At 63.3% G+C, this 14,016-nt stretch carries 13 protein-coding genes; 9 read left to right on the forward strand and 4 right to left on the reverse strand.

What is annotated here, in order from left to right; genetic code table 11:
* Position 1: 1 nt before the first annotated feature.
* Positions 2-1,723: a long-chain-fatty-acid--CoA ligase gene (locus tag QP752_RS00680; RefSeq protein ID WP_284803972.1), complete on the reverse strand. Its 1,722-nt coding sequence runs from the start codon at positions 1,721-1,723 to the stop codon at positions 2-4.
* Between the two features lie 24 nt (positions 1,724-1,747).
* A complete protein-coding gene (locus QP752_RS00685) occupies positions 1,748-3,445 on the reverse strand; it encodes a long-chain-fatty-acid--CoA ligase (RefSeq protein ID WP_284803974.1) in 1,698 nt (565 codons plus the stop codon).
* A gap of 128 nt (positions 3,446-3,573) precedes the next feature.
* On the opposite strand from QP752_RS00685, the gene QP752_RS00690 reads away from it, so the two are divergent.
* The 4 genes from QP752_RS00690 (at position 3,574) to QP752_RS00705 (ending at position 7,498) form a co-directional block, all read left to right on the forward strand.
* Positions 3,574-4,542, forward strand: coding sequence for a MinD/ParA family protein (locus tag QP752_RS00690; RefSeq protein ID WP_070363214.1), 969 nt, complete (start codon positions 3,574-3,576; stop codon positions 4,540-4,542).
* Between the two features lie 13 nt (positions 4,543-4,555).
* The gene (gene mshA / locus QP752_RS00695; protein ID WP_284803975.1) at positions 4,556-5,821 is read left to right on the forward strand and encodes a D-inositol-3-phosphate glycosyltransferase; all 1,266 of its coding nucleotides are present in this window, start codon (positions 4,556-4,558) and stop codon (positions 5,819-5,821) included.
* A 226-nt stretch (positions 5,822-6,047) separates the two neighbouring features.
* Positions 6,048-7,013, forward strand: a complete 966-nt coding sequence (locus QP752_RS00700; RefSeq protein ID WP_284803976.1) for a serine protease — start codon at positions 6,048-6,050, stop codon at positions 7,011-7,013.
* Between the two features lie 32 nt (positions 7,014-7,045).
* On the forward strand, positions 7,046-7,498 hold the full coding sequence (locus QP752_RS00705) for a hypothetical protein (protein ID WP_143000818.1): 453 nt from the start codon (positions 7,046-7,048) through the stop codon (positions 7,496-7,498).
* A gap of 93 nt (positions 7,499-7,591) precedes the next feature.
* Here QP752_RS00705 and QP752_RS00710 read toward each other — a convergent pair whose 3' ends face one another.
* Entirely contained in the window at positions 7,592-8,707 is a 1,116-nt protein-coding gene (locus QP752_RS00710) for a hypothetical protein (RefSeq protein ID WP_071569510.1), read from the reverse strand.
* Positions 8,708-8,757: 50 nt separating this feature from the next.
* On the opposite strand from QP752_RS00710, the gene QP752_RS00715 reads away from it, so the two are divergent.
* Genes QP752_RS00715 through QP752_RS00725 form a run of 3 tightly spaced genes read left to right on the forward strand, consistent with a single transcriptional unit; the run spans position 8,758 to position 11,374 of the window.
* Positions 8,758-9,504: a phosphoglyceromutase gene (locus QP752_RS00715; protein ID WP_071566638.1), complete on the forward strand. Its 747-nt coding sequence runs from the start codon at positions 8,758-8,760 to the stop codon at positions 9,502-9,504.
* A 9-nt stretch (positions 9,505-9,513) separates the two neighbouring features.
* On the forward strand, positions 9,514-10,653 hold the full coding sequence (locus QP752_RS00720) for a cell wall metabolism sensor histidine kinase WalK (protein ID WP_083329444.1): 1,140 nt from the start codon (positions 9,514-9,516) through the stop codon (positions 10,651-10,653).
* 25 nt (positions 10,654-10,678) lie between these two features.
* The gene (locus tag QP752_RS00725) at positions 10,679-11,374 is read left to right on the forward strand and encodes a response regulator transcription factor (protein ID WP_256000717.1); all 696 of its coding nucleotides are present in this window, start codon (positions 10,679-10,681) and stop codon (positions 11,372-11,374) included.
* On the opposite strand, the gene QP752_RS00730 is transcribed toward QP752_RS00725, so the two are convergent.
* Entirely contained in the window at positions 11,356-12,231 is an 876-nt protein-coding gene (locus QP752_RS00730) for a hypothetical protein (protein ID WP_284803980.1), read from the reverse strand. The two genes, QP752_RS00725 and QP752_RS00730, sit on opposite strands and share 19 nt — an antisense overlap.
* A 33-nt stretch (positions 12,232-12,264) precedes the next feature.
* Here QP752_RS00730 and QP752_RS00735 point away from each other — a divergent pair, with 33 nt between their 5' ends.
* Positions 12,265-13,221, forward strand: coding sequence for a Ppx/GppA phosphatase family protein (locus QP752_RS00735; RefSeq protein ID WP_071573638.1), 957 nt, complete (start codon positions 12,265-12,267; stop codon positions 13,219-13,221).
* Positions 13,221-13,994, forward strand: a complete 774-nt coding sequence (locus QP752_RS00740; RefSeq protein WP_284803983.1) for a hypothetical protein — start codon at positions 13,221-13,223, stop codon at positions 13,992-13,994. The genes QP752_RS00735 and QP752_RS00740 overlap by 1 nt, the downstream gene beginning before the upstream one ends.
* Positions 13,995-14,016 lie beyond the last annotated feature (22 nt).

Genomic DNA, 14,016 nt, shown 5'->3' on the forward strand with positions numbered 1-14,016 from the left:
CCTACAGGCGGGACAGGAGCTCCTCCTGCACCTTGCGGCGCGACAGCTTGCCCAGCTGGTCCTTCGGCAGTTCCTCGAAGTGGTAGAAGGTGCGCGGCACCTTGTAGCGGGTGAGGTTCTTGCGGGCGAAGTCCTTCAGGCCCTCCGGGTCGAGTGGGGCGCCGTCGCGAAGCGTGACGCAGGCAACGACGTCCTCGGAGCCGTCCTCGCGTGGGCGGCCGACGACGGCGACGTCGACAACATCGGGATGGGTGCGCATGACCGTTTCCACCTCGGCGGGGTAGACGTTGAAGCCGCCGGTGATGATGAGCTCCTTGAGGCGGGAAACGAGCTTGATGAAGCCGTCCTCCTCCATGACGCCGAGGTCGCCGGTGCAGAACCAGCCGTCGTGGAAGGCCTGCTCGGTGGCTTCAGGGTTGTTGAGGTAGCCCGCGAAGACCTGGGGGCCGCGGGCGAGGATTTCGCCGGGCTCGCCATAGGGCATGTCCTCGTCCAGGTTGTCGGGGTTGACGATGCGGATCTCGGTGTCGGGGAAGGGGATGCCGATGTAGCCCGCGCGGCGGTCCGCGGTGCCCGGGTTACCGATCAGGATCGGGGAGGTCTCGGTCAGGCCGTAGCCTTCGACGAGGTGGCCGTGGGTGACGCGCTCCCACGCCTCGATCGTCTCGACGGGCAGGGAGGCCGCGCCCGAAAACCCGGTGTTGACGCCGTCGATGTTGAGGCCTTCGTTGTTGGCGGCGTCGATAATTCGCTCGAACACGGTGGGCACGCCGGGGATGAAGGTGGGCTTGAACTTCTTGATGGAGCTCATGATGAGGTCCATCTTTGGTGCGGGCAGCAGGTCAACCTCGGAGCCGATGAGCACCGTGAGCGTGAGCGAGAACGTCAGGCCGTAGGCGTGGAAGAACGGCAGGGTGGCCAGCATGCGCTGCTGCGAATCGGACTGCAGATCCTTGACCCAGGCGACGCCCTGCCACGCGTTGGCGTGCAGGTTCTTGTGCGTGAGCACCGCGCCCTTGGGCTCGCCGGTGGTGCCGGAGGTGTAGAGGATGAGTGCTGGGTCGTCGGGGGTAATGTCCGCCTCGGTGGCCAGGTCGTTGCCCTCGCCGCCGATCGCGGAGCCGAGCAGCGTCTCCCACGGCACCGTCTTGAGTACGGTGTTGGAGCTTTGCACAGTGAGCTGCTCACGCGCCTTGCGGATCTTCGCGATCGGGATGCGCAGCGCGAGCTGCTGCAGCTTCGGCATCGCCTTGGTCATGTCGACGGAGATGACCGTCTCCAAGTCCGTGGTGGTGCGCAGCGCCTCGAGGGTGTCGGCCGCCTTGTCCCAGGCGATGGCCACGCGGGCGCCGTGGTTTTTAAACTGCGGGCGAAGCTCGTTCGCGGTGTAGAGCGGGTTGTGTTCGACGACGACGCCTCCAAGCTTCTGCACCGCGAAGAACGCGATGACGTGCTGCGGGCAGTTCGGCAGCAGGATGGCCACGCGGTCACCCTTGCGTACGCCGAAGGCCTTGAGCCCGGCGGCGGCGCGGCGGACTTCCTTGTCCAGCTCGCCGTAGGTCATGGAGCGGCCGAAGAACCTGGTCGCTGGCTTGTCGGCGTTGCGTTCCAGGTTGTCGTCGTAGATGCCTGGCAGCGTAGTGAACCCGTACTCGAGCGAGTGCGCGGTCCACTCCGGGTAGTACTGCAGCCATGGCTTTGTGGTGTTTGCATCCAAGGTCATGGCCCTACCCTACGCTACCGTAACCTATTGTGTGGACTGCAGCATGGCCACCAATTCTTGCTGCACCGCGCGGCGCCGGACCTTGCCGGTCTGGTCCCGGTTCAAGTCCTCGAAATGGTAGAAGGTGCGCGGCACTTTGTAGCGGGTCAGACGCTGGCGAGCGTGCTCCTTCAGGCCTTCCGGATCGAGCGGGGCGCCGTCGCGAAGCGTGACACAGGCGACGACGTCCTCGGAGCCATCCTCGCGGGGGCGGCCGACGACGGCGACGTCTTCGACGTCCGGGTGGGTGCGCACGGCCTCCTCGACCTCGTCCGGGTACACGTTGAAGCCGCCGGTGATGATGATTTCCTTGATGCGCGCCACCAGACGGATGAAGCCGTCGGGCTCCATGACGGCCATGTCGCCGGTGCGGAACCAGCCGTCGTGGAAGGACTTCTCGGTGGCCTCTGGGTTGTTGAGGTAGCCGGAGAACACCTGCGGGCCGCGCGCGAGCAGCTCGCCGGGTTCGCCGTCGGGCATGGTCTCGCTGGGGTTGTCCGGGTTCGCGATGCGGATCTCGGTGTTCGGGAACGGCACGCCGATGTAGCCGGGGCGCCGGTTGCCGTCGAGGGGGTTGCCGCACAGGATCGGGGAGGTTTCGGTGAGCCCGTAGCCTTCGATGAGCTGTCCGCCGGTGACGCGTTCCCACAGCTCAATGGTGCTTTGCGGCAGGGTTGCGGCACCGGAGATCGCGCTGTGGAAGGAGGAGAGGTCCACATTCTTTTCGACGGCCCACTCTGCAATCCGCTCGTACAGCAGCGGCACGCCGGGCAGGAGGGTCGGGCGAGTCTTCAGGATGGCCTGCTGGTAGAGCTTCGGCTTCGGTGCCGGGACGAGCACCATCTGGCCGGCGACGGTCAGCGGGAACCCGTAGTTCAGCGCCAGGCCGTAGATGTGAAACATCGGCAAGATGGCCAGCACCTTCTCGTTGACGGCGCCCCAATCCTTCACCCACTGTGCGCCGGCGACCAGGACGGAGAGCACGTTGGCGTGCGTCAGCGGCACGCCCTTGGGGGTGCCGGTGGTGCCGGAGGTGTACAGGATGAACGCGGTGTCGGACTGTGCGATGGTCGGCAGGTTCGTTGGTGTGGCGGGCTTCGCTACGAGGGATTCCCACGAGATCGCCTTCGGTGCGGGCTTGTGCAGTTCCTCGCGCTGGCTGCGCACGGCCCCGAGGGGCACCTGCAGGGCGAGCTGCAGGTGGCGGGGCATGGCGTCGATAAGGTTGACGGCGATGACCGTCTCGAGCGCCGTCGTTTCCTGCAGCGTGTGGAAGGTCTCGGCCTCCCGGTCGAACACGATGGCCACGCGCGCGCCGTGGTCCAGGAACTGTTTCTCCAGCTCGTAGGCGGTGTAGAGCGGGTTGTGCTCGATGGCGACGGCGCCGATGCGCAGGATCGCGGTGATGGCGATGACGTGCTGCGGGCAGTTCGGCAGCGCGATGACAACGCGGTCGCCTGGTGCGACGCCGAGGTGCTGCAGGGCGGCAGCGAGGCGGTTGACCTGCTCGTTGAGGGCTTGGTAGGTGAGTGTTTTGCCCATGAACCAGGTGGCTGCGCGGCCCGGGTGGGTGGTTGCGGCGGTATTGAACAGGCTGACGAGGGTGTCGCTGCCGACGATCGGGTGCGGGTCGGTCCATTCGGGGTAGTGCGTAAGCCAGGCTTTGGTTTCGTAGGCTCCCATAAACACTCCTTTTGTTAGCTAGTCGAAAGTAGGTGAGGGAAAGTATAACCTACGGTTTGGTAGGTTTTGCTAGTTTTCCACATCAGGTACGCTCGTGAGCCATTGGGGAAACACAAGGGGGGATTCCATTGACCACATTTTTCGACGCCACCACTGACCTCACACCGCCAACCGGCCTCGACCAAAGCAACCTGGTCGATCCCGTGAAAGCACCGCCAAAACAGGGCTGGCGCAAACTTGTCCACAGCGCCAGCCGCGGCCGCATCAACCCGGGGCGCTCCCGCGCCCAAGCCGAACGCGACGAACTCATCGACGCCATCCGTGCACCCCTGCGCGGCGACTACCGGATTGCCGTCATGTCGCTGAAAGGGGGCGTCGGCAAGACAACAACAACCATTGCCCTCGGCGGTGTCTTCGCCGAAACCCGTGGCGACCGCGTCATCGCCATTGACGCCAACCCGGACCTCGGCACGCTCGCGCAACGCGCCACCGCCAACTCGCCCGCCACCATCCGCGACCTCCTGCTCGCGCAGGACACCTCGCGATACCCGCAGGTCAGGGCGTTCACCAACCAGGCCAGCTCACGCCTCGAGGTCATCGGCTCCGAACGTGACCCGGCCGTCAGCGAAGCCTTCTCCGAACTCGACTACCGCAAAGCCATCGACATCCTGCAGCACCACTACAACGTCATCCTCACCGACTGCGGCACCGGCCTCATGCACTCCGCCATGGCTGGCGTCCTCGACCTGGCCAACGCGCTCGTCCTGGTCACCTCACCAGCCCTCGACGGCGCCCAGTCCGCCGCAGCCACCCTCGACTGGCTCAGCCTCCACGGCTACGACCAGCTCGCTTCCAACGCGGTCGTCGTCATCAGCGCAGGCGCGCCGGGCAAACCCACCATCGACATGGAGCGCCTCACCGAACATTTCGCCGCCCGTACCCGCGCCGTCCACGCCATCCCATACGACCGCCACCTCGCCGAAGGTGCCGTCGTCGATATGGACCGCCTCGCACCCGACACCCTGCGCGCCTACCAGCAGCTCGCCGCGACCGTCGCAGCCGACTTCGGGTCATGGCACCGCCACGCCGTGATGTAATACGCTGGCGAGCATGCGCGTCGCCATGATTTCAATGCACACCTCGCCCCTCGAACAGCCCGGCATCGGGGACGCCGGGGGGATGAACGTGTACATCCTCAACATCGCCCAGCAGCTTGCGCGCCAGGGCATCGAAGTCGACGTGTTCACCCGCGCCACCCGCCCCAGCCAGCCACAAATCGCCGAGGTTGAGCCGGGCTTCCGGGTCATCCACATCGTCGCCGGCCCCTACGAAGGCCTGCCCAAAGAGGAGCTGCCCACGCAGCTGGCCACGTTCGCCGGCGGCATCGTACAGTTCTGCCGAATTTACGACGCCCACTACGACATCATCCACGCCCACTACTGGCTCTCCGGCCAGGTCGGCTGGCTGCTTGCCGAACTGAGCGACGTCCCCCTCATCTACACCGGCCACACCTGGGCCGCCGTCAAAAACGCCTACGCGTCCGGCGCCGAAAGCTCCGAAAGCGAAGCCCGCCGCATCTGCGAACAACAACTCGTGGACAACGCCGACCGCCTCGTCGTCAACACCAACGACGAAATCACCGAACTGTCCCGCCACTACGACGTCGACGCGGGCAAAATCGCCGTGGTCACCCCCGGCGCCGACACCGAGCTCTACACCCCCGGCACCAACCGCAACACCGAAATGTCACGCCGCCACCTCGGCATCCCCGTCCACGCCAAAGTGGTCGCCTTCGTCGGCCGCCTCCAAGAATTCAAAGGTCCGCAGGTGCTCATCCGGGCCATCGGCCAACTCGTTCGCGACGGCGTCGACTACCCCCTGCGCGTCCTTATCTGCGGCGGCGCCTCCGGTGGCGGAGTGAGCGTCGATACGTATCAGCGCCTCGCCGAGGAGGAGGGCGTGGGCCACATCGTGCGCTTCCTCGGGCCGCGGCCGCCGCAGGAACTCGTGAACGTCTACCAGGCCGCCGACATCGTCGCCGTCCCCAGCTACAACGAGTCCTTTGGCCTCGTCGCCGTTGAAGCCCAGGCCACCGGCACGCCCGTTGTCGCCGCCGCCGTCGGCGGCCTACCGATCGTCGTCGCCGACGGCGAAACCGGCACTCTCGTCCCCAGCCACGACCCCGTCGACTGGGCCAACGTCATCGGCACCCTCCTCCGCGACGACGACACCCGCATCGCCATGGGCCAAGCCGCCGTCGCCCAAGCCAGCAAGTTCAGCTGGCGCGAAAGCGCCCACGACCTCACCGGCATCTACCAGGACACCCTCGACCATTTCGACCGCGGCCTCTGCGACCGGAAAGCCATCGGGAGCTAATTGCATGTTTGGGGGAGCCCGGTTTGGGCTGCGGCCAAGAGATTTTAATAACGTTCTGGTCGAGGTACTGGAAGCGTGTGATGCTGGTGGTTATTCAAAATAGGCATCGGGTCGGGTGAAATGTATTCAGAGTATGTAGCACCAATTATGACGTAAATACTGGTGGGACTGTGCTACGATCAAATCGAAAAGGATCGGACCGTTAATCTTTCGTTAAGGAGCTACTGTGCGGTATCGAGTTTTGGTTGAGGGTCTTCTGCTTGTCTTCGCTTTTGGCGCTGTAGGGACGCCGGTGAGTGTTGTGCAGGCTCAAGAGGCTGGAGAGCAGGTCAATGAGTTATATGAAGGTGGTGAGGAACAACATTGGGTGGATGAGTCTGATGGAAATGAACCGTACGATGAGGGGTTGGACTGGTTCACTACCAATAAAACTCCTACATACGACAATAGGATCGGTGCCTTATATTTCTCTGACGGATTAAAATCGGAGCGAACATGTACAGCCAACTATATTGGAGATTATTACTGGCTGACGGCTCGGCACTGTGTTGAGGATGAATTGAATTCAATTGGATTTATCCAGCAGTCTGATGGTGAATTTGCCGGGATTGAGTTAATTGAAATGGCTCCCGACCCGGAGCACGATCTTGCGCTCATACGTGTGGGAACTGGAATTAATGCTAGAAAATTTGAGTTGAGTGCGAGGCCGCCACGAGTGGGTGACGGCGTTCGAGTAATTGGCTATTCGGGGCAGGTTGGGCAGCGCAATAATTTTTCGTCGGCAGCAGACTTTCGTGTGGGGGTAGTTGATTACCTGGTTCATACCACCAGGGGAGACGTTTACTCCGATCAAGTGCGTTTAGACCCAACCGGCGACGCCAATTTGTGTCACGGTGACTCTGGTGCAGCGGTTTTTGCCGGGAATGAGATAGTTGGGGTTGCTTCGACTACTGAAATCCAGAATGATAGCTCTGGGCGGAAGCAGTGCATTGGGTCTGGATCGGCTGCAAAAATCGACTCGAATTTGGGTTGGATACAAAAAACGGTACAAAATCAAAGCTTGACTCAAGCTCAGAAGCACCGAGCTTGGCGGGGCGGTGTTACGGCGAAATCTAATCGTAAGTCCCTTGGTGTCCATGAGCGTTCGAAGCTCCCAGGCAGTTCTTGTGGGGGATCGTCGTGCGGAAAGTAAAGAAGATGCAGCGAAGATTTCTAGTGTGTGGCATGACTGCGTTGGTTACAGTTGTGCCTGGGGTTACCCACGGTGTTGGTGCAGCGGTTTCGGTTGACCAAACTGTGGGAGCAACAGTGGCGTCGAGCAAAACAGACAACGTGTTCGATTTCGCTGATGCTATGTGGTATGTATTCAAGCATCGTGAGGAGTCTGAAGAGATGAGCGAGGCGATGCGCTGGGGGGTGACATCAGAAGAAGAAGCAGCGAAGTGTCGTGAGCTGAAGAAGTCTCCAGTCCAGCCTGCAATTGGTGGCCCAATTTGTCCATCTCAGGCATATACGTCGGCAGACGTGGCCCTAGCGAAGTATGCCTCCACGTTTGCCAAAGGGTCGCCTATTTTGGCCTTGCGGATAGCTCTAGCGGTCTTGGCCGTTCTTGGTGGGGCTGCCTATGCGGTAGGTCCACATTTATCGAATTGGGGTGTTCCAGTCCCCTGGCTGTGATGACGTAAAAACCAACAGACTTAAAGGTTTTCGTACAACACCTCACAAAGATAAAGATGATGCCTTAACCGATCGCCACCGCACCGCCCCGGACTACCGCCCGATCGCCTCCACCGCCGCGGCGGCACCCCACTTGCCGAGCTGCTGCGCGTGGTGATCGACCGCACCTGAGACGTCGGCGGCGAGGCGTTGCGCCTGCTCAACGGTGCGAACTTGCCCGGCGCGCTGGGCGGCAACTTCGGCGTCACGTTGGGCGGCGGTGACGGCCTCGTCGAAGCCTTGCTTGCCGGTCTTGCTCGGTTTCAGTTCGGGGTTGTCCTGCATGATCTGGTGCATGAGGGCGCCTTGCTCCTGGTTGAGCGGGGTGAAGTTGCCGTGGGGCGCGGTGGAGTCGGGGAGGGTGAAGGCTTCGTTGACTTTGCCGTCGGGGACGTTGAAGGCGTCTTCGATGATGCGGTCGGCACGCTGGGCTTTGCCGAGGGGTCCTATGCCCATGGAGCTGACGCCGAGGACAGCGCCGTCGCGGGGGTCGTAGTTGATGCCGCCGGAGTCGCCGTGTTCGTAGCGCAGGCCCCAGGAGTAGATGCTGTTGCGGGAACGGGCGAGTTGGTGGCCGCAGGTGCGGCCGGTGGTGGCGCCGTCTTTGCAGATGGGCTGGCCGAAGTTGGAAGTGTCGAAGTAGTTGTAGGGCAGGTTGCGAGTGTCCTGGATGTAGCGCAGTTCGCGGGGTGCGCCGTGGGCGTGGCCGTTGGCGTCGCGGGAGAAGGACATGCGGGTGGCTGGGGTGTCGGGGGCGGCGGTGACGACGCCCCAATCCGGGGTGTTGACGGTGTCCCAGAAGAACTGTGAGGGGAGGTAGACGTCGGCGTAGTCGGTGGAGGGTTTGAGGTTGGTTGGGGTGCCGATGGGGCGGTAGCTGGCGTCGATAGGCACTTCGACGCGGTGGGTGCGCATGACGTCGGTGGGCTCGTTGTCGACACCCTCGGAGAGGTCGAAGCAGTGGCCGGCGGTGATCATGACGCGCTGGCCGTTGATGGTGCCGCTGAAGCCTTGGGAACAGGACGCGGCGCTGGCGTGTTCGGGGATGGAAATTGTGTGATTGCCCACTCGCATTGTGGTCGGCGGCTGCTCGGGGAGGACGCGAAATGGTGCTCCAGGTGCGAGAAGTGCGACGGAGAGCGCGGCGGCGACGGCGTTGGCGTGGATCATAGTGAAAGAGCTTAAAGAAAAATCATACGATTCGTGGCATGATTGGTGCCATGACGAATGGAAAGTTGATTCTTGTCCGTCACGGACAAAGTGAATGGAACAAGTCCAACCAGTTCACCGGCTGGGTCGATGTCAATCTGACCGAGCAGGGTGAGCAGGAAGCCGTCAACGCCGGTAAGTTGATGGCAGAAAAGGGCGTGCTGCCGGACATCGTGTTCACGTCGCTGCTGCGTCGTGCGATCCGCACCGCGAACATCGCGCTGAACGCTGCGGACCGTCACTGGATCCCAGTTGTGCGTAACTGGCGCCTCAACGAGCGTCACTACGGCAAACTGCAGGGCCTGAACAAGGCCGAGATCCGTGAGGAGTACGGCGAGGAGCAGTTCATGAGCTGGCGCCGTTCCTACGACACTCCGCCACCAGAAATCGACGCCGACAACGAGTACTCCCAGACCGACGACGTGCGTTATGCGTTCCTCCCGGAGGTTCCTCGCACGGAGTGCCTGAAGGACGTTGTGGAGCGCTTCCTGCCGTTCTACATCGACGTCATCCTGCCTGAGGTTCTCGACGGCAAGACGGTCATGCTGGCTGCGCACGGTAACTCGCTGCGCGCGCTGGTGAAGTACCTGGACAACATCTCCGACGATGACATTGCTGGTCTGAACATCCCGACCGGCATGCCGTTGGTCTACGAGATTGACAGCAAGGGCAAGGTGCTCAACCCAGGCGGCACGTACCTCGATCCGGAGGCGGCTGCGGCAGGTGCTGCTGCGGTTGCTAACCAGGGCCAGAAGTAAGTAGCCACATTGTCCCCGCTACTGGCGTTTTTAGGGGGCGTAGTTCTCGCAGCGCTTGCTGCACCGTTGGTGCGGCGGGCGCTGCGTTGGCGTTTACGCAACCGGGTTGATGGCGGTTCGGATTCCCGCAGGGCGGCCACGATTAGTGAGGTGCTGCAGTTGGCGGTGCAGGGCTCGCCGACGGGGATTGCGGTGATGAACCAGGAGGGCAAGGTGTTGCTCTCGAACGCGAGGGCGCACGATATGTCGCTGGTGTATGACCGCACGGTGCAGCCGGAGGTGTGGGAGACCGCCCAGCAGGTTTTTGAAGATCAGGAGACGCACGTCCTTGACCTTGACCTGCCGATTCGCGCGACGGGGTCCCGCATTCGGAACGTACGCGTGGTGGTCAAACCGCTGACGCTGACGGAGAACTCCTACGTGATTGCGTACAGCACGGACGAGTCGGAGAACGTGCGGATGGAGCATGCGCGCCGCGACTTCGTGGCGAACGTCTCGCACGAGCTGAAGACGCCGGTGGGTGGGATGGCGCTGCTCGCGGAGGCGCTGCTGCAGGACCCGGATGACCCGGAGATGGTGGACTACTTCGGCACGAAGGTGCTGAAGGAGGCCCACCGGATGGGCGACATGATCACGGACCTGATTTCGCTGTCGAAGCTACAGGGTGCGGAGGCGTTGCCTGAGATGTCGCCGGTGAGCCTCGACGAGGTGATTGACGACGCCATCACCCGCAACCACGTCACCGCCGAGGGCCGCAACATCGACCTGATCCGTGGGGAACCCACCGGGATTACGGTGATGGGGGACCAGTCGCTGCTGACGTCCGCGGTGAGCAACCTGGTGTCGAACGCCATTAACTACTCGCCGGACGGCCAGCCGGTGAGTATTACGCAGCAGGTGCGTATGTCCGGGAAGCAGAAGGTGGCGCTTGTGCGCGTCACTGACCGGGGGATCGGAATTGCGCTGGAGGATCAGAAGCGCGTGTTTGAGCGTTTTTACCGCGTCGATAAGGCGAGGTCTCGCTCGACTGGGGGGACTGGCCTAGGTTTAGCCATCGTGAAGCACGTGGCGCAAAACCACGGGGGTACTATCAGAGTGTGGTCGCGCCCGGGGACCGGGTCGACTTTCACGCTCGAGTTGCCGATGTAGCTTTTGCAGGAGGGTTTCCCTAACCGTGTCTACGAAGATCCTGATCGTTGAAGATGAAGAGTCCCTGGCGGATCCGCTGTCGTATCTGCTGGAAAAGGAGGGCTTTTCCACGGTGTGGGCGGCCGACGGCCCCGCGGCGCTCGAGGCGTTCGAGGCCAACGAGGTCGATCTTGTCCTGTTGGACCTGATGCTGCCGGGCATGAGCGGCACGGATGTGTGCCGGAAGCTGCGCGCGAGTTCGTCGGTGCCGATCATTATGGTCACGGCGCGCGATTCGGAGATCGATAAGGTGGTGGGCCTCGAGCTCGGCGCGGATGACTACGTGACCAAGCCGTACTCGACTCGCGAGCTCATTGCGCGCATCCGGGCGGTGCTGCGCCGCGGCGGGGAGTCGGCGGCGGAGGAGGCAGAGCCGAGCCGCGACGTACTCATCGGCGGCCGCGTCACCATGGACGTCGAGCGCCACAGTGTGCTTGTCGACGGCCAACCAGTCCGCATGCCGCTCAAGGAGTTCGACCTCCTGGAGTACCTGATGCGCAACGCCGGTCGGGTGCTTACGCGTTCCCAGCTCATCGACATGATCTGGGGCGCTGACTACGTCGGCGACACCAAGACCCTGGATGTACACGTGAAACGGCTGCGTTCGAAGATTGAGGAGGAGCCGTCGAAGCCGAAGCAGCTGGTGACGGTGCGCGGCCTGGGCTACAAGTTCGAGGCCTGATCGCTGGCCGGGTGCGTGGTCTTCGCCTCACGGGGGAGTTTCGCGCGGGCGGCGCAGTGCGCGGCGAGGACCTCGTAGGGTTTCTCGCCGATGAGCTGCTGTAGCTCCTGCTTCATCGACTGCCACACGGGTGTACCGCCGGTGTGGCAGGCGGGCGCGTCGGTGCACCACCAGTCGAAGTCTTCGCCGCCGCCGCCCCACTGGCGCCGGTCGTACTCGCCGATGGTGGTGCGCAGGATCTCCTGGCCGTCGGCGCGTTCCTCCCACGAGTCCTCCCGGGAAAACGGGACCTGCCAGCACACTTCCGGCTTGGAGCCGATGATGTTGCGGCCCTCCGCCATCGCCCACTGGTGCAGGGAACAGCCCGGGCCGGTCTCGGCGCCGTTGCGGTTGGCGAAGATGCAGGCGCCATCCACCACGCGCGTCTTGATGTGTGGGCCGTCGTCCTCTTCTTCGGTGTCGTCCCACTCCAGCCAGGGCTCGAGGACGGTGGGGTCGGCGGCCGCGATGTAGGAATCGACATCGCGGGGGCGCAGCTGCCAGTACTTCGCAGGCATCTCGGCGACCGCATTATAAAGGTCATCCCGGTCCGTTTCGTCGGAGAGGTACGCGCCGTGGATGCAGCAGCCGACAACGGAGAAGTCCTCATCAATCCCGTGGCACTGCGGCGTGCCAAACCGGCACGACCAGGTGGATTCCACCCACGTCAGGTCGATGCTGAAGTAGTGCAGCGGGTCCTCCGGGTGCATGAACACGAACCATTCGCGGGGGAAGTCGGTGGGCACTTCGCGTCCCGCGAGGATCGAGCGGCCGGCGGGGGATTCGGCGGGGAATCCGAGAAAAACTGGTTGATTCACACCAACACACCGTAGACGCACTACGCTGAGGGTGTGCGATTAGGTGTATTAGACGTAGGCAGTAATACGGTGCATCTCGTGGGGGTAGATGCCCGCAGCGGTGGCCGCCCCACCCCGATGAGTGACTGGAAGCAGCCGCTCCGGCTCGTCGAACTCCTCGACGACGAGGGCAATATTGAACCTCGGGGCGTCGACAAGCTTGTCGACGCCGTGGGGGAAGCCGCAGGTCTAAGCAGCAAGCTGAAGTGCGAGGAGTTCCTCGCCTTTGCGACGTCCGCCGTGCGCTCGGCGACGAACTCCGAGGATGTGCTGAAGAAGGTTGAGAAGAAAACCGGCGTGCGCCTCGAAGTCCTCTCCGGCGAGGAGGAGGCGCGGCTGACGTTCCTCGCGGTGCGCCGCTGGTACGGGTGGTCCGCCGGGCGCATCACCAACCTGGACATCGGCGGCGGCTCCCTGGAGATGTCCACCGGCACCGAAGAAAGCCCCGACCTGGCCGTGTCCCTCGACCTGGGCGCCGGGCGGCTCACCCACGAGTGGTTCGAATCCGACCCGCCCGAGCGCAAAAAGATCAACCTTTTGCGCGACTACATCGACGCTGAACTCGCCGGGCCCGCCCGGGAGTTCCACGCGCTGGGGGAGGCGGGGCTGGCCGTCGGCACCTCGAAGACGTTCCGCTCCCTCGCCCGGCTAACCGGCGCTGCACCCTCCTCAGCTGGGCCTTTCGTGAAGCGAACCCTCACCGCGCCGGGCCTGCGCCAGCTCATCGCATTCATCTCCCGCATGACCGCAGCCGACCGTGCGGAGCTCGAAGGCATCAGCGCCGACCGCTCACACCAGATCGTTGCGGGTGCCCTAGTTGCAGAGGCTGCCATGCGAGCGCTTAAGCTTGATAAGTTAGAGATCTGTCCATGGGCGCTACGAGAAGGCGTGATCCTCCGTTGGATCGACCAAGGGCATGACTTAGGAGATGACGAAGGAGACAACGACTGATGTCTGAGGACAAGCAGCTGACGGTTGCGGAGCTCCTCGCCCGGGCCCAGAAAACCAACCCGGACGTGGGTAAGCGTCCCCGCCGACGCCGCAGCTTGGAGGAAGGCGGCGTCTCGGTCGCGGAGCTGACCGGCTCCTTCAAGGCTGTCGACGCCCGCCCGGCCGAAGCGAAGCACTCCAGCGTGCCACTCGACGCACCAGCCGAACCAACACCAGCGAAGCCTGCGGCTGAAAAGGCAGAGACTGCAGCTGAGAAGCCCGCTGCAAAGCCTGCGGTTCCGGCCGAGAAGCCGGTTGACCCGCCCGCGCCTGCGCCTGCCGCGCAGAAGGCCAGCCCTTCCGAGGACGAAACGACGCAGATCCGCGTCGTGGAGGACACCAACGAGCCAGCGCAGCGCACCAAGCTTGAGGTGGCTGAGAAGCCCGCCGAGGAAGACGCGCTCGACCTCTTCGACGATGAGCATGCTGAGGATGTGGACGTCGAAAAGACTGAAGCCGCCGAGGTCGCCGAAATCGATGACGACGGCGCCGTCAACCCCATCATGCTGGTGCTCTTCGTGTTCATCGGCGTGGTTCTGGGCGTGCTCGGGTTCATGCTGTTCAGCTGGATCTGGGCGAACCTGGCAACCGCACTCGCAGCCATCCTGGGCGCCGCCGCTGTTGCGGGCGTCGTCTTCGGTGTGCGCGCGATGCACACTGGCCGCGATGGTCTGACCATGACGCTCGCGGGCGTTGCCGCCCTGGTCATGGCGTTCGGCCCGGCCCTGCTCTAAGGGCGTTTTCCACCACAGTGCC

The organism is Corynebacterium sp. UMB10321, assembly GCF_030228725.1.
GTDB classification, from domain to species: Bacteria; Actinomycetota; Actinomycetes; order Mycobacteriales; family Mycobacteriaceae; genus Corynebacterium; species Corynebacterium pseudogenitalium.